This is a genomic window from Ruminococcus sp. MCC718 (assembly GCF_018783905.1).
GTDB classification, from domain to species: Bacteria; Bacillota; Clostridia; order Lachnospirales; family Lachnospiraceae; genus Hominisplanchenecus; species Hominisplanchenecus faecis.
In genome coordinates this window covers 1-24,140 of sequence record NZ_WQNP01000041.1, presented here as the reverse complement: position 1 = coordinate 24,140, position 24,140 = coordinate 1, and the positions used below count along the sequence as shown (strand labels likewise).

The window sequence follows — 24,140 nt, the reverse complement described above, 5'->3', positions numbered from 1 at the left end:
GGACTGCCCGAATGAACGCCTGTGGAGATAGTAGGTTACGAGGTCTGCGAAGCAGGAAGCCCATTGGCTTTAGACAATGGTAGTTCACAATACCGGAAAGTTATATTCCAAAGATCACAAAAAGATTAAAAGACGCAAATATCATCACAGCCTGTGAAGGGATCAAAGGCGGATATCTGCTTTCTGAAAATCCGGAAAACATTTCTCTGTTTGATATCATATCATCAACAGAAGTCACGATGAAAATAAACCGATGCTTGGAAGAAGATGGATTTTGTTCTAGGAATGCCACAGACTACTGCAGCGTGCATAAAGCATTCCTGAAAGTACAAAAGATCTATGAAGATTCGCTGCGGGCGGTCAGGATCTCAGACATGATAGAATGACCTTTCGGAGAAACTATTTCATGGTATTTTGCAAACCTGTCTATTGAAGAAATAACCGGCAGATGCTATAATTTTTAATAAGCTTCACAATAGCGGATATTTGGCAAAAGGAGGAGAGCAAAATGAAAAATTTGCGAAAGAAAACGGGATGTCTTGTTATGGCAGTGCTGCTTCTGATCATGACGTTTGTTCCTGCAATGTCTGTGACTGTAAGTGCTGCAGCAAATATAGAAGGCAGACTGATCACAGTAGGAGGAAAAACGGTAAACAGTGGCATGAAGATCGCAGAGGTAGAAAAGCTGTTTGGGAAACCAAAGCTTACAACGCCATCTTACTGGGGCGGATATGCTTATACGTTTTACGGGGATAAGTACAGTGACTATCTGTATCTGGAGACAGATGCGGATGGTGTGATCGTCTGCTATGGAAGCGTCAGCCCGGGATTTGAGACGAATGTGTATAATTATGGAGATAAGGTAGACCATTATGTACGCCTGGGTTATGAAGCCACAGATTATGATGATAATTTATATGGTGTGATTTATTATACAAAGTATCATTCGGATGCCTACGAAAGATTTGGGGCAAATCTGACGGAAAATAACCGAAATCTCAATAAACATGCGGCAGAGATGTGGAATGCAGTATCTTATTTGCATGGATATGACACGCCGACCTGTTTTGACGAACAATTGTTTAATGTCGGGGCACAGCTTGCAGATAATTACAGCACGGTATATGATTATTGTAATGATACTGGGCAGAGTGCCTGCTATCAGCTGATGGGAAGCAGCCTGATCAGTTTTCCGGAATATCGCTATCCAAATCCGCTGGAATTTGCAGAAAAAGGGAAAAATTATACCTGTAAAAATGGAAATACGATAGGACTCATGTATTATCCAAAAGGAAGCGACAAGAGCCAGTACTGGGTAATCAATGGATTTGTCAATAAGGAATTGCTGGCAGAATGGAATCCTGTAGCGTACACGGCACAGGAAAAGCAGCAGCTGAAACAGGCGAGAGATTATTATGCAAAATCAGTAGAAGAATTTAATGCAGAAAAATCTTATTATGAAGTAGAACCGTCCTATGATTCTCTGGATACAATAGAAGGAGGAAAATTAAGCGAAGGAATTGCAAAAGGGGCAGTGGATTTTCTGAATGCGATCCGTGCAGGCGGTGGACTGAATCCATTGGAGTATTCAGAAGAGTTATCCGCAGATGCACAGTGCAAATCAACCTATACGGTGTATCTGTCCAAAAACAAGATCAGCAATCCAAATCCGCATTTTCCGCCTCAACTGGACGGATTAAGCGATGAATACTATGCAAAGTGCCAGAGCGGTTCCGGAGAAAATCTGTTTATGTGCGGCATTCTCAGCACAAACATCATTGGAAGTATCAGCAATGCCCTGGACGACAGTTATGGAACCGGGCAATATTATAGCAGAGGACATCGCTATAATCTGCTGAATCCGTCATGGGAATACATCGGTGTAGGAAATACATTGCAGCAGGGATGCCACAAAATGACAGGAACACAGGATTATGATGCAGAAGTTGTGGCATGGCCGGCAAAAGGAGTTACCATTTCAGAGAGTGGTTTTGCACCGTCCGGAATGTGGACATGCCAGTTTTACAATGGACTGAAACCGACGTCAGATACGACAGTGACGGTCAGATGTCTGAACAGTGGAGCAGTCTGGAAAATTGATCCGGCGAATCTTCTGGATTCTCAGGCATATCAGGTCAATGGTACGCTGATCTCATATGCGGACAATTCCATTGCTTTTAAAGTGGGCGGCGTCTATGAGATCACTTATGAGCATCTGAATGACCGGGATGGAAAAGATGCCTCCTATACTTACAGAACGGTATATGAAAAAGCATATCTTTCTTCAGATGGAAAGGAAGAACCGCAGCAGATTTTATTTGATAAGGACAGTATGGAGCTGACGCCGGGAAGCACGGAAAAACTGACAGCGATCATACATCCGGAAGATGCCAGAAATAAGAGAATTTATTTTACAAGCACAAATCCGGCAGTCGCAACCGTCAATGAATGTGGAGAAATTACAGCACATACTATAGGAACTGCTGTGATCACAGCGGTAAGCGAGGCGGGAAATATCACAGCAAACTGCAAAGTTACAGTGGTGCAGAAAAAGGCGGAAACGGCAACCGGAAAGGATGATGAAAAGACGCCTGACAGAAAGCCGGATACACAAAGCAGTATAAAAGTCGGAAAAGCGAAGATCAAAAGTGCGAAAAAGAAAAAGACGTCCCCGACAGTGACCATAACGCTTGCCAGAAAAGTGGCAAAAGCTTCCGGATATCAGATCAAAGTCTATCCGACTTCAGGAAAAGCAAAGAAAAACAAAGGTGCAATAACAACAAAGTACATAACGAAAAATACGAAAAAACTCGTCGTAAAGAATAAGAAATTAAAAAACAAAAAAGGATGCTATGTGAGGATACGGGCTTATCAGAAGATAAACGGAACGAAAAAATTCGGTGCATGGTCTGCAGTCAGAAAAGTAAAAAACAGATAAAGCCGCCACCTCAGTATTCGAAGACGAGGGAATGGAGATGGAGAAAAACGAAAAAACCAAGTATAAATTAGCAGAAGCCATGAAGGAATGTATGAAGACTTCCAAAGTGGATGCGATCACAGTAAAGCAGCTGGCAGAAAAATGTGGTCTGACCAGACAGACCTTTTATCGCAATTTTCTGGATAAATTTGACCTTATCAACTGGTATTTTGGAAAAATCCTGGATCAGTCGTTTGAGCATATGGGAAGAGAAACAAGTGTTTACGATGCACTTGTGCGGAAATTTACCTACATTGAGCAGGAGAAACAGTTTTTTGCTGCAGCGTTCTGCTATGATGAACAGAATTCTCTGAGGGAACATGATTTTGAACTGATTCTGGCATTTTATGAAAATCTGATCCAGGAAAAAATCGGATGTAAAATGAAAGAAGAGATGCATGATCTGCTGGAAATGTATTGCAGAAGTTCTGTCTATATGACCGTAAAATGGGTGCTTGGGAAAAAGATGGCCGCACCAGAAGGACTGGCAGAACTGATGGTAGAAGCGATGCCGGTAAAACTAAAAGAACTGTTTGAGAAACTGGATATGGTCAGGTAAACAATAGATTGTCTCGGATTCTGACAGGCAGCTATCTGCCTGTGATTTCGTTGCAAAGTATTTTTGATAAATGTTACATTTAGTCTGTTTTGTCACTTTTCTTTTTGTGCAAAAGTGTTAAGATAATAACAAAGTGAAACGGAATGATGATGCACAGCTACATAGATACAGCAAAATCATTGCCGGAAACGTTAAAATTTTACAGAAGGGATGTAATAACTATGGCAAACAGAATCAACTTAAACGGAACCTCTTTTCATGGTGCAGGTGCGATTGCAGAGATCGTAAACGAAGCACAGGCACACGGTTTTCAGAAAGCATTTGTATGCTCTGATCCGGATCTGGTTAAATTCAACGTTACTTCAAAAGTAACAGATCGGCTGGAAAAAGCCGGACTTGCATACCAGCTCTATTCTGATATCAAGCCGAACCCGACCATCGACAATGTAAAACATGGTGTTCAGGCATTTAAAGATTCCAAAGCAGATTATATCATCGCCATCGGCGGCGGTTCTTCCATGGATACTGCAAAAGCAATCGGTATCATCATTGCCAATCCGGAATTTGAAGATGTCAGAAGTCTGGAAGGAACTGCACCGACCAAAAACCCATGTGTACCGATCATTGCGGTACCAACCACAGCCGGAACAGCAGCAGAAGTTACGATCAACTATGTTATCACCGATGTAGAGCGTAAACGTAAGTTTGTCTGCGTAGACCCGCACGATATGCCGATCATCGCAGTGATCGATCCGGAAATGATGTCCTCCATGCCGAAAGGACTGACTGCTTCGACCGGTATGGATGCCCTGACACATGCAATCGAAGGATATACTACAAAAGCTGCATGGGAAATGACCGATATGTTCCATCTGGAAGCGATCAAACTGATCTCCGCTTCTTTAAGAGATGCAGTAGAAAACAAAAAAGAAGGCCGCGAAGGCATGGCACTTGGCCAGTACATCGCCGGCATGGGATTCTCAAACGTAGGACTTGGAATCGCACACTCCATGGCACATACCTTAGGTGCTGTTTATGATACACCGCACGGTGTTGCATGTGCAATGATGCTGCCGATCGTTATGGAATACAATCAGGACTGCACAGGCGGGAAATACCGTGAGATCGCACGTGCGATGGGAGTCAAAGGTGTTGATGATATGTCCGTAGAAGAATACAGAAAAGCAGCAATCGATGCCGTAAGAAAACTTTCTGTTGATGTCGGAATCCCGACAAAACTGGAAGCAATCAAAGAAGAAGACCTTGATTTCCTGGCAGAATCTGCTCATGCAGATGCCTGTGCACCGGGCAATCCCAAAGATGCAAGCGTAGAAGACCTGAAAGATCTGTTCCGCAAAATTATGTAAAAACAGATATTGCTGCAAAGTAGGTGAATGTCAGCAAAGCTGACCAGAATTGCCTGCCAAATCTCACGTGTGTTCGACTTGAAATAAGATATATATACCTTAAAGATCACATACTGAAATGTATAAAAACATTTTGGCATGTGATCTTTTTGATGCATACAGAAGCATACCATTGCCTGTTTTACATAAACTTGATAAGAAAAATTTTGAAGAACAGTGGCTTTGTCCTTACGAGACTTTACACAGATTTTACATTACACTGTCGTGGACTTTACATTGCATCGTTATACTGTAGATGCTTTGGTGATGCAGGGGGTGCGGGGCGAAAGTTCCAAGCCTCTGAAAAAATGTGTTGCATCCAGAATAAAGAACGAATCTGAAATGAAAAACGTATGTAAAGCGAAGAAGGAGAAATCATGAACAGTACATTAGAGGTAATATTTGGATTGCTCGGTGGTCTGGCAGTGTTCATTTTCGGAATGAATATGATGAGCGACTGCCTTCAGAAGGCAGCAGGCGAAAAAATGAAACGGATTCTGGCATTGCTTACCAAGAATCCAATCCTTGGCGTTCTGGCAGGAGCACTGACAACCGCCGTTCTGCAGAGCAGCAGTGCGACAACCGTTATGGCGATCGGTTTTGTAAGTGCAGGACTGATGAATCTGCCGCAGGCAATCTCCATCATCCTCGGAGCCAACATCGGAACGACGATGACGGCACAGATCATTGCCTTTAAGTTAAGTGATTATATTTATGCAATTATTTTTATCGGATTTATCATTAGTTTTGTAGTAAAATCCGAACGTGCAAAAAACATCGGACAAACCATTTTTGCATTTGGCCTTCTGTTCCTTGGAATCGAGACGATGGGAAGCGTCATGAAACCGTTGGCATCCAGCCCGATATTTACAGACATGATCGAACAGGTTTCTCATATTCCGGTTCTTGGTGTAGCCGTAGGAACCCTGATGACACTTGTCGTACAGAGCAGCAGTGCCACGATCGCAGTATTACAGAACTTTGCAGAACAGCCTGGACCGGACGGCGTCAGCAGTATCCTGGGTCTTGTCGGAGCAATCCCGATTCTGCTTGGTGATAACATCGGAACCACGATTACAGCTCTGCTTGCAAGTATCGGACAGACCAAAGATGCAAAACGAACCGCACTTGCACACTGCATTTTCAACATTTCCGGATGTTTTCTGTTTATCTGGTTTGTAAAACCATACGCAGCCCTGATCCAGTACATCTCTCCCAAAGGACCGGAGATTGCAGTTATTTCCAGACAGATTGCAAATGCACATACCCTGTTTAATATTACCATGACGGTCATCTGGGTACCGCTGATCTGGCTGATGGTCAAGATCGTTATGAAAATCATTCCGGACGGACAGAAAAAAGTCTACAGCAACGCAGAACCGCAGTTTCTGGATTCCAAACTGGTTTCACAGCCGACCGCAGCACTTCAGCTGGTCGTAAAAGAAGTGGCAAGATGTATCGAGCTGGTTAGCGATAACTTAAAAGAATTGATTGCAGTATCCACAGAAAGTGACAGCGAGAAAATAAAAGCAGTGATCCAGAACTCCGAAGATACCAGAAAACTTTACGAACGAATCACCGAATACCTCTCCGAATTGTTTGCATCCGGCGGACTGACCGAGGAGCAGGCAAACCAGACAGCAGGTATCATGTATATTTTAAGTGATGTGGATCGTATGAGTGCCCTTTGCAGAGAAGTCTGTCTCTCCCTGAAAGATAAAGAGGAGAAAAAATATAAATATTCCAAAGATGCCATGCGTGATATGCGGCACAGCCTGCAGCTGATCCAGGAAATGTTTACGAAAGCCGTTCAGATGATGGCGACCGGAAATACGGAGGCTGCAAAAGATATTCTGCAACAGAAAGAAAAGATCCTCGATCTTGGTATCAAGATGCGAAAATCCCATGTAGAACGTGTCGGTGAAGGAAAATGCAAAGCAAAACTTACCGAGCCATACAACCGCATTATCCACCATATTGACCGAATGGGCAACTGCTGTATCAATATCGTAGATGCCGTGCAGGGCAAAACAGGTCAGACCTATCTGGAGACCGTAGCATAAAGGAAAGAAAAACAGGAGAAAAAAGTTAAGAGAAATAAAAAAATATTTTGTGAATAAAAAATAATAAAAAGAAATATACTTGAAAGGCCAGAAGGCATATGCTATAATAGCGATGAAAGAAAGATGAAAAATCCATGGTGAATGATACCCCAATGGAACCTGCCAAGGTATCTTCTGTATAGATACTAGGCAACAAAAAACCCCCGGTGTGCCAGCACCGGGGGTTTTTATGCCTTTTGGAATGGATGGCTTAAATCCAAGGCTGACTACCGACTATTTCTTTCTGTCCAGCCATTTGCAAATATAATAAGCGATAATACTTGCCATAACAGAAAGAAGGAAAGACGAATATAAATCCATAATGATGCACCCCCTTCCTCTACCTGTCTTGGAATGGTAGCATATTTATTATATCATAAAAGATACATAATGCAAAAAAAAGATACAAATAAATTATAAATGTTATAAAATGATTAAAGATTGATTTGATTATTTCAATGAAAGGAAAAAAGGTATCTGTTTTAGAAAAAAATGTCAAATAATAATTTGATGATGTTTATAGAAAGAATGTTATACTTAAAAAGGAGCATTTCCAAGTGAAAACGCTCTGATGAGATTGCTGAGCCTTCCGTGTTTCGGAACTGCACAGGAAATGGAATGAACGTCCGATGAATAACTGGGGGGATGGCTAGGAGTCAACTTTCCATGGATGAAAAAGCTAGGTAAGGGTCAAAAAATATGAAAACGGAGGGGTGATGGAAGAATTATATAAGAAATGGGAAAATCATCACTGTTTACAGGCACTGGATGCGTCAGATCAGGAAGAAGAAGCCGAAAGAATTAGACGATTTATAAGTGTCTGATCTGTGCTTATCAGGAATCCAGAGCTTTAAATGATGAAATGGAGATGCTTGTCAAGGACACTTTGACGAGTTAATTTGTAAAAATATAAAACTCTAACAACGGGGAGGTTCCACTCCCCATAAAATTTTTTCTTAAAACTTATACAAAAAACTTGACAAACCCGAAATGAAGATCTTAACAAGAATGCTTTGATAAGTTGACTTATAATAAAAATGTTCGGTTACCATAGTGAGGAAAATTACCTCTTCGTTAAAATTATATTCTAACCCCAATCTTCGTTTTCTGAATCGTAGTCTCTTCCGTTAGGATAGAAATCATCATTTATTTCATCAATTATATCCATCATTTTGTCGAATTGTTCTTTTATTTCTTCATATGAGGAATTTTCATCAATATTTAACTCATCTTCATCATAAAAATCATAGAGTGTAGACAACATATTTTCTTTTTCTATATCGTAATTTATAAACATATTTTCATCAAATAGATTATTTGATGAATCGTTGTATTCGTTGTCGAAATCATCAATTAGATACATTATTAAAAAACTCTCCTTTCTTATTAATTTTAGAAAAAATCAAGGCTTCTGCTTATATTCTGGCTCAATAAAGTCAGGAATTCCTAGTTGTTTAACTTCTTTCATTTCTATAACGTCACTTTTAGCTTGTGACAATTCTTTTTCTAATTCATGGATTCGGAGCTGTAATCTTGTTTCCTTTATAGAGTGTGCAATCGTAGATTGAGAAACATTAAAAAGTTCTCCGATTTTTTTTTGAGTAATATTTTTGTTACTATTTAAATCAGCATCTGTACTTAGAACATACGCCATTAATTTTTGCTTTTGATTCATCTTAGATTTCAAAATTAATCCTCCTTCTTTTTAAATAATAATTAGATAATTATTCGATAAATATTATAAACTGTATAATTGTTTGTGTCAAGAAAATTTTAGAAGAATATTAAAAAAATAAAGAGTGATTTAAATAGAGAGTGTTTGAAAAATAGAGTTGGCAAGTTTTATTACTAGAGTACGATGGTTTCATACATATAAATATATGTGCGAAAATTGAGAGGAATATCAAGAAAAAATCATTTTCACATGCACTTATTTTGACTATGTTATCTTAGGGATACAACAAAGCAAAAAAATATAAAGAGAGAGGAGGAATATTTTAAGTGGTATAGATACTAAATTTGAAATATTTGCTGGTTGCACAGAAGAAATAATTTGTAATTTGTATAATTACCACAAAATATCTTGTAAAAAGACAAAATGAATGATATATTGTATATAAATAAATGTCCTGTTACAAGAAAAATGAGAAATGGAGGAGATCAAAGATAATGCCACTTTTTAAGAGAAATGATGAGCGAGGAAACACGGAGACAAATTATAAAAGATCAAGACAAATAGGCTTAGATACCAATATTTCAAATTATGGTTGGTATACATGTGCACATTGCGGAAGAAAGCTCAGAAAAGGAGATGTTGATATTGACCATATTTTACCACGGAGCAAAGGGGGAATTGATGATCCGAGAAATTTACAATGTTTGTGCGTGCATTGTAATCGCTCAAAAGGAAATAAAACCGACAATACGAAAGCAGATTTAAAACATAGAAAGCAAACATATGGGGAATATCAACGCTCGGTATACTTAAAACAAGAAACGAAAAACACCATGAATTGGATCCGTGAGGATATGAAAAAACGTGATGATAGTGATATAAAAAAATTACTGGGTGCAAATGAAGAAGAGTTAAAACCATTAATGTCCTGGGTAAAAAAAGAAGCAAAAAAAAGAGGAATTATAAAATAAACATATACTAGGAGGATAAACAATATGAATGCAAAACAGAAGAAAGAATGTCATACAATCATACATACAGCAAGTGTGGCAGCGGGAGGTGTTGGTGCGGGATTGGCACAAATTCCAGGAAGTGATAATGCAGTTATTACTCCGATTCAGCTTACTATGACTATTTCGTTAGGAAGAGTTTTTGGAAAATCTTTAAGTGAAGCGTCAGCAAAAGCCGCATTAGCTTCAGTGGCGGCAGCAACAGTTGGAAGAACGGCCTCGCAGGTGTTGGTAGGTTGGATTCCGGGAATAGGAAATGCTATTAATGCAACAACAGCAGCAGGTATAACAGAAGCAATGGGATGGTTGTTGGCAAAAGAATTTGACGAAGGATTATTGTAGAAAAAACTAAAGGAGATAAGTAAAAATGAAAGTGAAAAGAATTGCCATTTACATTATTACTAACATTGCTCTTTTTATAATCGCATGTATTACCATTCCTAAGCTGATGAAAAAGCTCACGGGAAAGTTATATAAGAAAAACATTAAAAATAAAAATAAAAAGAGATGCTAATAGATGCTGAAAAAACAGAGTTGATAAAAAATAGGAAAAACACAATATACAAGGAGAAATGGATGGAAGTTAATACAGATGAAATAGCCAAGAAATGTATGGATGCCATAAATGAGAAATTAAAAAATCTTAAGAAGCTGAATATTATTGTTGTTGGAAAATCTGGGGTTGGAAAAAGTACACTTATCAACAGTTTATTTCGAGATAAAATTGCGGAGACAGGATTGGGAAGACCTATAACAACTGAAATCAGGAAAATTGAAAAGAAAGATTATCCTATGGCAATTTATGATACTCCAGGTTTTGAATTATCAGAAGGACAGCAGGCGAAGGTGAAAGAAGAGATTATTGAACTAATACATAAAGGATTGGCAACAGGAGATATTAATAATGCTATTCATTGTATATGGTATTGCATCAATGTTGGTGGAAACAGAACCTTTGACCAAACAGAAATAAACTGGCTTAAAGAGTTGATAGAAAAAAATAAAGTTACGAAAGTTCCTATTATTGTTGTACTTACACAGGCGTGCCCGAAAACCAAGGGAAAGCAAATGCAAACTTTAGTTGAAAAAGAAAATCTTGATATAATTAAAGTTATTCCTGTTCTGGCTCAAGATATGGATTTTGATGGCGAGTATGTGGCAAAGGCATATGGATTAGATCAATTGGTTGATATAATGAGTGAAGCATTGCCGGAAGAACTTCAAGATACACTGCAGAATGTACAAAAAGCATCGTTGAAATCTAAAAAAAAGCGTTCACGAGCTGTTGTATCAGCAGCATCTGCAGTAGCTTTTGGGGAAGGATTTATACCGATTCCTTTTTCTGATGCAGCAGTGTTAATTCCTACTCAAATAACGATGATAGCTTCTATTACAACAAATTTTGGTATGAGTATCAGTAAAAGCGTTATAATGAGTTTTATATCTTCTACGATTGGTACAGCAGGAACTACTATTCTTGGAAAATCTATGGTATCCAATTTGTTTAAATTAATACCGGGAGTTGGAACAGGTGTTGGTGGAATGATATCTGGATCAACAGCAAGTCTTTTGACAACAGCGTTAGGGGAAGCATATATTAAATTTATGGAGATGATTTATAAAGGAGAATTAAAAAAAGAGGATTTATATGATCAGAATGGTCAGAAAGCTATTTCTAAAATGTTCAAAGAAGAATTGACGAAAAAACGAAAACAGAGCTTCTAAATAAATAATTTTAGGGTTTGTCAAGTTTTTTGTGTAAGTTTTAAGAAAAAATTTTATGGGGAGGGGAACCTCCCCATTGTTAGAGTTTTATACTTTTACAAATTAACTCGTCAAAGTATCCTTGACAAGCATCTCCATTTCATCGGCCATTTTCGGAAACTATTTTTTGACAGGCTTTGGAATAAATTCAAGTTTTAGCTGCATCCCCAATCCCTGGGCGAGTTTTTTTACCATGTTTAAACTGGGATTTCGCGTTCCATTCTCAGTTCGGCTTATATCTGCCTGTGTAATTCCTATTCTGGCTGATAAATCTTTTTGTGTCATATTCTGCTGCACTCTTGCATCGATCATTGTCTGAATAATATCATATTCCGGCTGAAGTGCATCATACTCCGCTTTTACCTCTGGATTCTGCAATGCTCTTTTTCTGTTTTTGGTGTTTTCTGAGATTTTTTAACGAATCCATTTGTAAGTACTGCTTTCTTGCCTATGATAAAGAAATACAGTACTCGTGTAATGTCTGATCCTTGTTTGATACGAAGCTCAAATATCCCATTTTCTAATGGTTTTGAATAAGGTTCTCTCAACAGTGGACCGTTCATTTCCAATAAATCAAGAGTGTTGATGCTAACTTTAGATGGCAATACAAAGACCTTGTTGCCTGTTGATTAAAAAGATTTTGTAAATACTCAAATACATATGGAAGGAATTTGCGGAATATGGTAAAGGACTCGGTATTACCTAAAGTATGAGCAAGGATGAAAGATATAATGCTCACAGTAAAAATCACTTTCACGCACCTTCCGTTCATTTATGTTACCTTGATGATACAAAATAAAACCAAGGAGGAGACAAGAATGAACAGGAAGGTGTTTTTGACTATATGTAGTATGTGAAATATTATTACTTCAGAGATTTTTGGCATGCTGAGAATGTTTGGCAATGTGCAAAAGGAACAATTCCCAAGAAGGCACTTTTACGTGCCTTCGGGGAATTCGTTCCTTTGCACATTCATAATTTTTCCGTAGCTTTTCAACGCTCTGAGTTGTCAAAATCAATTGTTTTCATCATCCTGCGGAAGCTTTCAAGCGGATGTTCTGTTGTGGATGCCCACAGAAAGATCCAATCGTAAGGATTTCGTTCATAGAGTTCTTCGTAGCCACATTCTTCGAGCAGCTGAGCCATTTCTTCGCAGAAGTCATCGAAATAATCAGCGTATTCGGTTTGTGAATCTTCGGCAGCATTGCCGGAATCCATCATCAGTTCCAGTGTGACCCAGAAATGGTAAAACTTTAACAGGATCAGACACTTGCGGATGGAATCGTAAGAGGTGCTCGTCTCGGACTGGCTGCGGTTTAAGATTTTGGAAAAGGTCTTTTTGGATGGAAAATTTAATTTTACGATATCCGGAAGCTTAGCTTTTTTGTTTACAGGTTCTATGGGATCAATTATAAATTCCAGCATAAAATCAATGGAAGTAATATTTTGCTTTCGGTACTTCCACTTGAGACCTAAATGACGAGCCTGCATGAAAAATTCCTGGGTGATCAGCCCGGAAGCCGGAGGCGTGGCCAATGTTTTTGCGTCCGGAATCGTGCCGATTTTCTTGAAGATTTCGATTCGCTCGATATCTTTGTTTGTTCCCCTGATCTGAAGGACAAATTCTTCGATATAAAAGAGTGCTCTCTGGTTCCAGCGGTCAAAGATGGATTTATTTCTGGAAAAGTAGGCGAGAAATTCTTCGTCGCTGCGGCAGTTGTCGAGAGCATTTCGGATCTGATCGGTATAGACGGGATCGGAATCTTTGGATTTTGCCGTTTCCGGCATGGCTTTGATGGTTTCGTAAAGCTCGAGAGCATGATCGTAAGAATGGTTCTGATGGAGGCAATAGTAATAAACGGCCTCTTTTATGGTATGACAGTTGAAGCTGCGGCTGAAGTAAACCTGACGGAAAAATTCCTGTACAAGCTCAAAAGAAGCACCAAGGGCAAAGCAGATTTCATAGACGAGTTTGCGGCTTCTGGAGTCGAGGGATGGGCGGCGTTTGCCGGAAAACCAGTCACGGACTGTGATTTCCGTGATCTTTACATGGATAGCGGCAAGTTTCTGCAGGAGATATGCCGTTTTTTCTTCGACATCTTCGCTGGAGCCGGTATATCCGCATCGCTGCATCAAAGTTGTGAGTCCTGTATGGAAAGAGACAAAGTTTGCCGAATTCTGTAAATATTGATAAGCTTCATTACAGTCATCGATGGAAAACAGGCTATCCTGGGCATTGCCTGTTGAAAGATTCAGATGATCCTTTGTCATAGTAAAATCCTCCTTCTGTGAATGCAGGTTCTTGCGTCCTGCCTTATAGATAGATTATACTATAAAAAAGACAAATGTTGGAGAAAAGAGTGGAAAATAGTTGAAATTTACAGCCAATGTGAGAGAAATTTCCCATTTGTGACTGGAAAGTGACAAAATTGCTGCGGCAGAAAAGAAAAAATTGAGGTGAGAGGATGTTTGATAAAAGAAAACCGCTGCCACAGGGATGGGAGCTTGTTTTTGGGGAAGAACACCGTTATGTCATTGCGGAGGAGATCGGGCGTGGCGGAAGCTGTATTGTATACAATGGATTTTACAGAGACCGGATCGGTGAAAGACATCTGGTTAAAATAAAAGAATGTTATCCGTACCGCCTGGAAATAGAGCGGGATGCCGAGGAAAATCTGACACCGGATTTGTCCTGTGAGCAGACGTTTCTTACAGAAAAGCAGAAGTTTCTGGAAGCTTACCGGAAAAATACGGCATTGAAAACAACGCTCGGACTTGTGAACTCCACCGCAAATGCAACAAATATTTATGAATATCACAATACCTGCTATGTGGTCATGACGGAGATCGAGGGCAGGGATTATCGAAGCGAGGCGGATGAGAATCTGCAGTCGTTGTTTCTGCATCTGCGGACGCTTGCCAGGATTGTGAAAAAATACCATGACTGCGGGATGTTATATCTTGATATCAAACCGGAAAATGTGCTGCTGATCCCGGAAACAAAAGAGCAGATGGTTTTATTTGATTTTGATTCTATGGTGAGAAAAGAAAAAATACAGACACAGCCAAATGGTTGGACATTTTCTGTGTCGGACGGTTATGCGGCACCGGAACTGGTGCGTGGAAAATGCAGCAAAATCTGTGAAGCGACTGATGTTTATGCGATCGGGGCGATCGCTTTTAATAAGCTTTTTGGAAGAACGCCGAATGCTATGGACAGTGCGGTGGGTGCGATATATGATTTTTCGGGCATGAAATGGAAGGATGCACGCTATCAGCCGGTGCTGTTCCGGCTGATGCAGGAGTTTTTTCACCGGACGCTGGCGGCAACGGTTCGACGACGTTATGCGTCTGTGGATGAAGTGCTTGAAATTTTGGAAAAACTGATCCGGGAGTCGGATGTAGAAAGAGTGTTTTTATATTACGGTTTTGTTTACAATAATGCAAATTTTGTTGGCAGGGAAAATGAGCTGCGGCAGATCGAGACGATATTTTCTTCCGGGCAGCAGGTTCTGTTTTTGTCGGGAATGGGCGGAATCGGAAAAACAGAGCTGGCGAAACGTTATGCTTACCTTTATGGGGAAGAATATCGAACCATCGTGTTTGTGCCATATCAGGGAAGTATCGTACAGACTGTCTGCGGGGAAGACATCCATATCCATAACGTTCACCGGGAGCAGAGTGAAGAGGGTCTGGAGACAGAAGAGGAATATTTTGAGCGGAAACTTAAAATTCTAAAAGAGCAGACCACGAAAGATGATCTGATCATTCTGGACAACTTTGATGTGGAAGAGGATGAAAATCTGGAGCGATTCTTGGAATGTCCCTGCCGTTTTCTGATCACGACCAGAGAAGATTTCCGGGATTATGATTTCTGCCAGATCGATGTGCAGCAGATGGAAAATATCAATGACGTGGAGGCATTGTTTGCCGTATACAATCCGAGAAGTTATGAAGAGGAAGAAAGAGGAGAGATCCGGGAAATACTGAAACTGGTAGAATATCACACAATGACAGTAGAATTGATTGCCAAATATTTGCGTGAGGCAGAAGAAGAGCCGTATGTGCTTTTGGAAAAGATGCGAATGATAGAAGGTATCACCGGAACGGAAGAAGTCTCAGTGAAACATCGAAAAGACAGAAAAATGCAAAACCAAAAAGTGCAGGAGCATCTGCAAGCTCTGTTTGATCTGTCCGGATTTTCGAATGTTCAGCTGGAACTAATGCAAAGCCTTTCGCTGCTTGGCTATGTGCGGATCGCCAGAGAGACGTTCCTTTCCTATGTGCCGCTTGCGGGTGCAAAAGAGGCTCTGGATAAACTGATTCGATTGGGCTGGGTAGAACATAACAAAAAAACAGATAAGATTTCTCTTCATCAGATCATTCTGGATCTGGTCTATCATGATTCAAAGCCGACTGCGGAAAGCTGTCCGGCGATCACAGAAAAAATGACGGCTTATGCCAGAAAGGATCTGGAATCGTCTGCATTGGATGGAGTAAGGTGGCAGTTTTTAAAATATTTCATGGAGCGGATTTCAGGAGAAAATCTTGCCTATTCCCGGCTTTGTGTGGCGTATTGTGGGCATATCCGCAATGAAATGCATTATCTGAAACAGGCAGAAAAGATCTGTCGGTTCGGACAGGAAAAAGAGTGCCATGCATTGCTGTTCCGGATTTATCTTCTTCAGATTCGAAAGGTGGGTAAAAAAGATGATCTCATAGACAGAATGATGGAAGAAGATTTTGATGAAAACCGGTATCTGCAAGAGTTTCAGAATCAGATTTATGAACTTGCCGGCAAGGCGGAGAGGGAAATCCAGAGTGATACAGAAGATGTAGGGATTCTTGGGAAAAGTATGATCGATCTGGCACTGGAAGTGAATGATGCACTGGAAGATGATCTGATTTTGTTTCCGCCGCAGGAAAAAGAAAATGAGGAAGTTTATCATCAGTTGCTGAAAGTGGCAGTGCATTTTATGGATAAAGCAGAACAGTATCTGGATCAGGCTGAGATGGATAAAAAGGAAAAAGCCGGACTGTATAAGGAAATGGCAGAATTTTTCAGGGTAGATGAGTTTGAAATGGATGTTCGTAAGGAATATTACGGGGATCAAAGACGTGCTCATTTCTATCGGGAAAAAGCAGCAGAACTGACAAAGAATGAGGAAATTTCAGAAGAAAACGAAGAGATTGTGTTTGGAGAGATGCCGGGATTTTCGGAGGTTGCAGAAGAACTGGAAAAGAAAGGGGAATATTTCCAGGCAATCGAGTGTTATGTAAAAGCTTATGACCAGGATGAAATTTCCTATGTGCGGGCACTGGAGCAAATTGCAGAGAACCGGGTGCGTTTAAAAGAGATGGAAGAGGCAGCAAACTGCTGGAAACGGATTCTGGAGGCTGAACGGAAGCGAGAGGAATGGTTTCAATATGATGGAGGCATTTGCTGCCGTTTGATACAGTTTCTAAGAGAACGTGGACAGACGGATGAAGCACGCCGTTATGCGATGGAACTGGTGCAGTACTATACTTCGAAAGAAGAACAGGAGGATGATCATGACTGGTTCTGTCGGCTTGCAGGAATGTATCGACTGTATCAGCTGGAAACAGATAAAAAAAGGAGAGAGGATTACTGGAAACAGTGTGAAACATGCTGGCAGCATATTTCGGATGATTATCGTATTTTTGAAGAGAACCGGGCATATCTGCTGGAACGACTGGGACGTGAAAAAACAGAGGAGAAAAGGATTGAGCAGGCATTTGCCTATATGCAGCATCGGACATCGTGGATGGATGCGGAAGATAATCTTGTTTTTCTGGATTATATTCTGAAGCAGACGAAGGGGAAAGAAAAATTTGCCGCACAGGAAATCAGGGCATTTTTATATCGCAGCCGTTGTTATCTGGAGCTTGCGGGAAATCATAAAAAAGAAGCGATGTGGGATGCTTTTGCAGCTCTGAAACGGCAGAAACAGGTGAAAAATCAGGATGCCTATCTGCGAAGTCTCGGATATAAAATACTTGCATCCTGTTATCGGGAAAAATACAGTGTGCTGGATGAAAGGGCAGAAAAATTGCAGAAGAAATGCGATTATTTTCTGGTGGCAAAAACGGATGTCAAAGGTCAGAAAACAGAAAAACAGTTAGAAATCTGGGAAGATGCAGCAAGAAGTTATCGTGACAGAAAAGAAGATCCGATGGAAGAGAAGTGTTATCAGCAGATGGAACTTTTATTTCAGAGGATGCAAAAAGAAGGGGCAGAGCCGGACTATAAGCAATATAAATGGTTTGCAGAGGATCGTGCAAGGTGTGCGGGCAGACAGAAACAATTTCAGAATGTACTTCAGATCATTCAGAAAGCATACCAACGGACTTTGCATGAATATCAGACTCCAAAACCGGAAGATGCCTGGCCAAATTATGATGAAGAAACGAGAAAATATTATTTTTCGAGGGATCTGGGAGATTATGCGGATATTCTGGCAGAGATCGGACAGCAGAAAGAAGCGTTTGTATTTTATATCATGGCGGCAGTCGTATCCTTGGAAGATCAGCAGGATGCACCGTTTTTTGACAGTCTGGATGTATACTTTGCAGGAGAATGGGAACTTTTATATAAAACATTTGAAGCGGCACTTCATCAGAACGTGACAGAAGAGCAGATCGACCGCCTGTCAGATATCATGGATTATCTTCAGTATGATGAAATGAAAGATTTCTGGAACGGAAACAAAACGACAGACTTTCGCAGAGAGTTTACGTGGTTTGTGGACACCTACTGCCATGGAGAGATTGAGTTCAAAAGAGAAGATTAAATCATTTTCACAACGCCTGAAAGAAAACATGCTACACTGCCATCAGATCATATGGAAGGAGGATAGCATGGGAGAAAAGAAAAGCAGAAATACCCGAGTTCTGAGCCTGTTTGTGAGACTGTCATATGGTGACATTCTGAACAAAAAAGAGGAGGCATGTCACTATCAGGTGACAGAACGGACGATCCAGAGGGATCTGGAGACGATCCGAAGCGTTCTGGAAGAAGAACGAAAGAAGGGCAGGGACGATCGGATGCTTCTGTATGACAGAGGACAGAACGGGTATAAAATCTGCAGAGTTTATGAAAACCAGAAAGAAGATACAGAAGAAAGGAGTATGTGAAAATGGCTGGAGTTTTGCTATTAGCGTATTGTATAGCTGGTTATTGGGCATGCGGAGTGACGATCTATGCAAATAAGATCAGGATCGGAACGTGGAATGATTTGTTTCTCAACAGATTGATAGTTGGGATTATACTTGGTTGGATTTTGATTCCGGTTGCACTGATCAAGTCATTTCTTGGAAGCTGAAAGCGGATTATAATGTAGTTTTTCTCCTCTGCAACCGTAAGTTGCCGTTTCGCAACTGCTTTATGCTGGCTATTTTTCTTCATGGCTGGTATGATGAAGAAAAACGAAAGCGAGGGATGGATATGACGATGGCAGAACGTTTGCAGAGACTTCGAAAGGAACACCATTTTTCTCAGGAGCAGCTGGCAGAGAGGCTCCAGGTTTCCAGACAGGCGGTATCAAAGTGGGAAAATGGACAGACTGCTCCGGATCTGGATAATATCATTGCGATGAGCAATTTGTATGAAGTGACGACGGATTATATATTAATAGGAAAAGAAAGAGTTCCAAAAGAGAAGGAACAAAAAAGAAGGAAGCGAAAGAGCGGGATTCTGTGCCTTGCGGCAGGTGTGATCCTGACTCTTTTGCTTCCTTTGTTTGCCAAACTATATCAGGGATGGATGTTTGCAACGGAAGGCAGCAGCTATACGAATTCCCTGTATTATTTGACAGAGTTGCCGATGCTTGGTGTCACCGTTCTTGCAGTCGCAGGGATTGTCATCGGTATCTGGCTTCTGAAAAAAGAATAATGTTTCAGAAATGAACTTGTTTTTCTCGGACAAGCAGCTTTTTGTAGGTGCGGTCAATACCGATCGCTCCAAGCGGTGCGGTGATCAGGATCGCCAGCACTGCGACAGAGAGCACGATCTGTCCGCAGGCAAGTCCCATGGAAAGCGGGACGGAACCGATCGCAGCCTGAACGGTTGCTTTTGGAAGATAGGCGATCACGCAGAAAAGACGTTCTTTGAAATTCAGTGAAGTTTTTGTCATGCACAGGCAGACACCGACGGCACGGAAAACAAGAGCCAGCAGGATCATGGCGACTGCGGCGATTCCGGCCTGCATCGTATAGCGGATGTCTACAGCGGCACCGACCAGTACAAAGAGCAGGATCTCGGCAGCGATCCAGAGCTTGCCAAACTTCAGTGACAGACGATTGGTGACATCGATGGGACTTTTCAGCTTTACCACGCATGCCATACTGACAACGGCAAGAAGTCCGGAAATGGCAACGATTCCTTTGAGGCGGTTCTCCAGTGCCATGCAGAGAAAAGCAAGGCTGAGCAGGATCAGGACTTTCAGACTGCTGCGGATGCTATGCCCCTGTCTGTGGCAGGTTTCAAAAAACAGGGCGAGCAGATAACCAATGATGGCACCGATCACAATGCCAAGCAGGATGGATACCGGAATGTTTACGAAATCTATGATGTTTGCAGAACCGCCCTGAGCCATGCTCGAAAATGTAGAAAACAGTACAATGACAAAAATATCATCACAGGATGCCCCGGCCATAATGAGCTGGGGTATACTTTTTTCGGTGCCATAATTTGTTTCCATGAGCTGGACCATACGCGGGATGACGACGGCAGGGGAAACGGCAGCGAGCACAGATCCCATGACTGCTGCCTCGATTTTGGAAATGCCGAGCAAAGTCGGTGCCAGCAGAACATATCCGATGATCTCGAATGTGGCGGGAACAAAGGACATCAGAATCGCAGGACGACCGACCTTTTTCAGGTCAGAAAGATTCAGAGAAAGCCCGGCCTTGATCAGGATAATGATCAGTGCTATCTGCCGCAGATCGGATGATATGGATAATACGGAATCATCCAGCAGGTTCAGCACATACGGACCAAGCAAAATGCCGGCAAGCAGCATACCGATGATACGGGGCAGCTTCAGCTTCTCAAAAAGAGATGCCAGGAGCAGGCCGGTCAGAAAAATGAGTGCAAGTGATGTTAACATAAAGACCTCCTTTATTATAATGAAACTATGAGAAACACGCTTTGCGGGTTTCTCAAGTTATCGCGGCAGTCGCCAAGGTCTCGTGCAAGCACGGATTTTGGCTTGTTGCTCGCATAAAAAAAGCTGGTGATCCTGCGAAATCGCAGAAGTCATCAGCTTATATACAAGCGGTTTGGTTAAAAACCAGGGAGAACCTCATTCCCGGCAGTCATTATATAATGGAAGAATTTGTTTGTAAAGGAGAAAGTGAATAAGCTGCTCAGAGGAAAATGTGGATAACTACAAAATATTACAAATATTTCAAAAATGTTAAAATGACATAATCAACAATTGAGTAAACGAAAATGAAACATCTATTGTTCAAAAGTTGAAAAATGCCGAAAATTTACTTGGGTAAAATGACAAAAATCAAGAAAACAGGTTATACATATTGCAACAAATAATGTTTGAAATGTGATAAAATTATGGAAACATCTCATAAAATTGTATGTGACTGAAAAAAATATGTTGTAAAATGTAACGAATCTGTAACATTTACCTTGACATGTAACAAATTCTTCACTTATAATGCAGGTACATCAACTGCGGAAGGAGGAATGGCATTATGTGGCTGCTGGGAGTGATCTTAGATAATATCTGTGGTTTTTTTAAGGTATGTTTTTCACGTACACTCAGCAAACAGATTTATCGCAACTGTGCAGTTCTTATGACAGGTACAGTTGTGGTGGCTGTATTGGTTTTTACAGCGGGCAGTTTTACCGGAGGAGGAAAGAATCAGGTATATGCTGTAAAAGCCTCCCGAAATGCAGAAGAAGCAGGTGAGGGTGAGGATGTGAAGGAAGAGGAGCTTCAGGCAGGTTTGATGGGAATTGTTGCCAGCGTAAACAAGCTGGAAGCGTACTCGCAGGCAGCGGATGGCGTTGATCTTGAGACGGCGAATCAGGAGATCCTTGCCGGAACATCACGAATCAGAAAAAATGCCCTCTACCAGAAGTACGTGGAGGAGTGTGCAAAAAACATCGGAAGCATCGGCTATTATGCACAGCAGAAAGTGCTGGAAAATCAGATGGATGGGAATGATTATTACACACTTCTTCAGATCGTAGAAGCGGAGGCGACAGGGGGAGACATCAAAAGTAAGATCCTGATCGCCAATGTCGTGCTCAATCGTGTAAAGGATTCCAGATTTCCAGATACGATCTACGATGTTGTCTGGCAGACGGCGGGCGGTTCGCCGCAGTTTTCCCCTACCGACGACGGCAGGATCTATACGGTCTCGATCACGGATGATACGATCGAGGCGGTAGACCGGGCATTGGCCGGGGAAGATTATTCGCAGGGGGCACTGTTCTTTGCAGCACGTGCCAGTGCGGAAGCCCAGAATATGGTCTGGTTTGACCAGAATCTGGTGCAGATGTTTGAATATGGCGGACACGAATTTTTCTGTTTTGCGGATGAATGATCCGCTGCATGAGAAAAAACCGGGGGCATGGTAAGAAGTGTCTCCGGTTTTTCTCAACTTCGTTCCTTTGCTCTTGCACAGTGAAAAAAGGTATGTTATAATCTGGAATTAAGCGTGGAGAGACTGCATCAGATGTAAGGTGACTCCCGTAAAGTTTATCGCAAAATATGGCGTTTGAAGGAAAGGACGGCTGTTATGAATCTTTTATACAAAAGTACCAGAAGCAACGATGTCGAAGTAACTGCATCCCAGGCAATCCTGAAAGGACTGGCAGATGATGGCGGTCTGTTTGTACCGGAGAGTCTTCCGGCACTGGAAGCAGATATGGACACCCTTGCAGGGATGAGCTACCAGGAGACTGCATATGAAGTTATGCGTCAGTTTCTTACCGATTTTACGGAAGAGGAACTGAAAGACTGCATCGCAAAAGCATACGATGAGAAATTCGATACAAAGGAGATCGCTCCGCTTGTAAAAAAAGATGAGGCTTATTATCTGGAACTGTTCCACGGAAAGACGATTGCTTTTAAGGATATGGCATTGTCCATTCTGCCGCATCTTCTGACCACATCCGCAAAGAAAAATCAGGTGAAGAATGAGATCGTGATCCTCACAGCAACATCCGGAGATACCGGAAAAGCAGCACTTGCGGGATTTGCAGATGTACCTGGAACAAAGATCATTGTATTCTATCCGAAAAACGGCGTAAGCCCGATCCAGGAAAAGCAGATGGTAACACAGAAAGGTGCCAATACTTTTGTAGTAGGGATCCATGGCAATTTTGATGATGCACAGACAGGCGTGAAAAAAATGTTTGGTGACAAAGAACTGGCAGCACAGATGGATAAGGCAGGATATCAGTTCTCTTCCGCAAACTCCATCAATATCGGAAGACTGGTTCCGCAGGTTGTTTACTATGTATATGCTTATGCAAAAATGTATGCAAACGGTGAAGTGGCAAAGGGAGAAAAGATCAATGTCGTAGTACCTACCGGAAACTTCGGAAATATTCTGGCAGCCTACTATGCAAAGAACATGGGTGTGCCGATCGACAAGCTGATCTGTGCTTCCAACGACAACAAGGTTCTCTATGATTTCTTCCGCACCGGAACGTATGACAGAAATCGTGAGTTTATTCTGACAACATCTCCGTCCATGGATATCCTGATCTCCAGCAACCTGGAGCGTCTGATCTACAAGATCGCAGGTGCAGATGCAGCAAAAGATGTAACTCTGATGCAGAATCTGGCAGCAGAAGGCAAATATGAGATTACAGATGAGATGAAAGCTCAGCTGAAAGATTTCTACGGCAACTATGCAAATGAAAAAGAAACTGCCGAAGAAATCGCAGAAGTTTACAAAAAAACAGGTTATATTATGGACACACATACCGCTGTTGCTTCCAGAGTATACCGCAAGTATGTGGCAGAGACCGGTGATCAGACCAAGACCGTGATCGCATCCACAGCAAGTCCGTATAAATTCACCAGAAGTGTTATGGATGCCATTGATGCAGAAAAGTACAAAGGCATGGGTGACTTCGAACTGGTAGACGCACTGAGCGAACTGTCCGGTGTGAAAGTTCCGCAGGCGATCGAAGAGATCCGTACCGCACCGGTTCTTCACAAGAATGTGGTAGAGACAGAGGATATGCCAAAGATCGTAAAACAGTTCTTAAATATCTGAGATGCCGGATCTGAAGCTATAAAGCATGAAGTAATGGCAGGACATCTTTGAAACATAACATCATATTTTAAAACCAAAGCAGGAGAAGGAGCGCTGTTTTTCCATGTTCCATCTCCTGTTTTTGCGTATCCGGGAAGCTGTGGTTTCTGAAGAATGCAATAAGAAATTAAATAAAGTTTAAGAAAGCGGGCGTTGCGGCGGCATATTATACTATGTATAATATATCAGATGGAAGTTACTTTATAACGGAGCAATTCACAGGTATCATGATACCAAGATGAACACAAAAACTATTAAGCCTGCAAATAAAAAGTCAAGGCTAAATTGAAGAACATTGAAAATTTTATACAGGTTGAAAATTAGGTATCAAA

Annotated in this window: 19 protein-coding genes and 1 riboswitch; of the genes, 13 read left to right on the top strand and 6 right to left on the bottom strand. The window is 41.3% G+C overall.

Annotated elements, in window-relative coordinates:
* Nucleotides 1-508: 508 nt before the first annotated feature.
* From GPK60_RS05225 to GPK60_RS05210, 4 genes are all read left to right on the top strand, one after another.
* On the top strand, nt 509-2,938 hold the full coding sequence (locus tag GPK60_RS05225; RefSeq protein ID WP_215659025.1) for an Ig-like domain-containing protein: 2,430 nt from the start codon (nt 509-511) through the stop codon (nt 2,936-2,938).
* 37 nt (nt 2,939-2,975) lie between these two features.
* Nucleotides 2,976-3,536 (top strand): TetR-like C-terminal domain-containing protein, encoded by a 561-nt coding sequence (locus tag GPK60_RS05220; RefSeq protein ID WP_215659024.1) that lies wholly within the window; start codon nt 2,976-2,978, stop codon nt 3,534-3,536.
* A gap of 221 nt (nt 3,537-3,757) precedes the next feature.
* Nucleotides 3,758-4,903: a lactaldehyde reductase gene (gene fucO, locus GPK60_RS05215; RefSeq protein ID WP_215659023.1), complete on the top strand. Its 1,146-nt coding sequence runs from the start codon at nt 3,758-3,760 to the stop codon at nt 4,901-4,903.
* Between the two features lie 416 nt (nt 4,904-5,319).
* Nucleotides 5,320-7,005, top strand: a complete 1,686-nt coding sequence (locus GPK60_RS05210; protein WP_215659022.1) for a Na/Pi cotransporter family protein — start codon at nt 5,320-5,322, stop codon at nt 7,003-7,005.
* A gap of 1,126 nt (nt 7,006-8,131) precedes the next feature.
* On the opposite strand, the gene GPK60_RS05205 is transcribed toward GPK60_RS05210, so the two are convergent.
* Together GPK60_RS05205 and GPK60_RS05200 are read right to left on the bottom strand one after the other, a co-directional pair.
* Nucleotides 8,132-8,407: a hypothetical protein gene (locus GPK60_RS05205; RefSeq protein ID WP_215659021.1), complete on the bottom strand. Its 276-nt coding sequence runs from the start codon at nt 8,405-8,407 to the stop codon at nt 8,132-8,134.
* A gap of 39 nt (nt 8,408-8,446) precedes the next feature.
* Nucleotides 8,447-8,731: a hypothetical protein gene (locus tag GPK60_RS05200; RefSeq protein ID WP_215659020.1), complete on the bottom strand. Its 285-nt coding sequence runs from the start codon at nt 8,729-8,731 to the stop codon at nt 8,447-8,449.
* 482 nt (nt 8,732-9,213) lie between these two features.
* On the opposite strand from GPK60_RS05200, the gene GPK60_RS05195 reads away from it, so the two are divergent.
* The 3 genes from GPK60_RS05195 (at nt 9,214) to GPK60_RS05185 (ending at nt 11,454) form a co-directional block, all read left to right on the top strand.
* On the top strand, nt 9,214-9,690 hold the full coding sequence (locus tag GPK60_RS05195; protein ID WP_173898971.1) for an HNH endonuclease: 477 nt from the start codon (nt 9,214-9,216) through the stop codon (nt 9,688-9,690).
* A 24-nt stretch (nt 9,691-9,714) separates the two neighbouring features.
* A complete protein-coding gene (locus GPK60_RS05190) occupies nt 9,715-10,071 on the top strand; it encodes a hypothetical protein (protein ID WP_173898979.1) in 357 nt (118 codons plus the stop codon).
* 165 nt (nt 10,072-10,236) lie between these two features.
* The gene (locus GPK60_RS05185; protein ID WP_215659019.1) at nt 10,237-11,454 is read left to right on the top strand and encodes a GTPase; all 1,218 of its coding nucleotides are present in this window, start codon (nt 10,237-10,239) and stop codon (nt 11,452-11,454) included.
* A 159-nt stretch (nt 11,455-11,613) separates the two neighbouring features.
* Here the strand turns inward: GPK60_RS05185 and GPK60_RS05180 are convergent, their stop codons facing one another.
* From GPK60_RS05180 to GPK60_RS05170, 3 genes are all read right to left on the bottom strand, one after another.
* Complete coding sequence (locus tag GPK60_RS05180) at nt 11,614-11,871, bottom strand: helix-turn-helix transcriptional regulator (protein WP_252191302.1); 258 nt, start codon at nt 11,869-11,871, stop codon at nt 11,614-11,616.
* Nucleotides 11,853-12,056 (bottom strand): type II toxin-antitoxin system RelE/ParE family toxin, encoded by a 204-nt coding sequence (locus GPK60_RS05175; RefSeq protein ID WP_346727723.1) that lies wholly within the window; start codon nt 12,054-12,056, stop codon nt 11,853-11,855. Before GPK60_RS05175 ends, GPK60_RS05180 begins: the two co-directional genes overlap by 19 nt.
* 430 nt (nt 12,057-12,486) lie before the next feature.
* Nucleotides 12,487-13,764, bottom strand: coding sequence for a hypothetical protein (locus GPK60_RS05170; protein ID WP_215659017.1), 1,278 nt, complete (start codon nt 13,762-13,764; stop codon nt 12,487-12,489).
* A gap of 194 nt (nt 13,765-13,958) precedes the next feature.
* Between GPK60_RS05170 and GPK60_RS05165 the strand changes: the two genes are divergently transcribed.
* The 4 genes from GPK60_RS05165 to GPK60_RS05150 all read left to right on the top strand — a co-directional run bounded on the left by GPK60_RS05165 (nt 13,959) and on the right by GPK60_RS05150 (nt 19,405).
* On the top strand, nt 13,959-18,305 hold the full coding sequence (locus GPK60_RS05165) for an NB-ARC domain-containing protein (protein WP_215659016.1): 4,347 nt from the start codon (nt 13,959-13,961) through the stop codon (nt 18,303-18,305).
* 67 nt (nt 18,306-18,372) lie between these two features.
* Nucleotides 18,373-18,648 (top strand): hypothetical protein, encoded by a 276-nt coding sequence (locus GPK60_RS05160; RefSeq protein ID WP_173896243.1) that lies wholly within the window; start codon nt 18,373-18,375, stop codon nt 18,646-18,648.
* A gap of 2 nt (nt 18,649-18,650) precedes the next feature.
* Nucleotides 18,651-18,836 (top strand): hypothetical protein, encoded by a 186-nt coding sequence (locus GPK60_RS05155; RefSeq protein WP_173897805.1) that lies wholly within the window; start codon nt 18,651-18,653, stop codon nt 18,834-18,836.
* Between the two features lie 128 nt (nt 18,837-18,964).
* The gene (locus tag GPK60_RS05150; protein ID WP_243860756.1) at nt 18,965-19,405 is read left to right on the top strand and encodes a helix-turn-helix transcriptional regulator; all 441 of its coding nucleotides are present in this window, start codon (nt 18,965-18,967) and stop codon (nt 19,403-19,405) included.
* Between the two features lie 4 nt (nt 19,406-19,409).
* Here GPK60_RS05150 and GPK60_RS05145 read toward each other — a convergent pair whose 3' ends face one another.
* Entirely contained in the window at nt 19,410-20,621 is a 1,212-nt protein-coding gene (locus GPK60_RS05145) for a cation:proton antiporter (protein ID WP_215659015.1), read from the bottom strand.
* 136 nt (nt 20,622-20,757) lie between these two features.
* A riboswitch (Fluoride riboswitch) is annotated at nt 20,758-20,833 on the bottom strand.
* Between the two features lie 392 nt (nt 20,834-21,225).
* Between GPK60_RS05145 and GPK60_RS05140 the strand changes: the two genes are divergently transcribed.
* Nucleotides 21,226-22,083, top strand: a complete 858-nt coding sequence (locus tag GPK60_RS05140) for a cell wall hydrolase (RefSeq protein WP_147631236.1) — start codon at nt 21,226-21,228, stop codon at nt 22,081-22,083.
* A gap of 195 nt (nt 22,084-22,278) precedes the next feature.
* A complete protein-coding gene (thrC, locus tag GPK60_RS05135; protein ID WP_215659014.1) occupies nt 22,279-23,769 on the top strand; it encodes a threonine synthase in 1,491 nt (496 codons plus the stop codon).
* Nucleotides 23,770-24,140 lie beyond the last annotated feature (371 nt).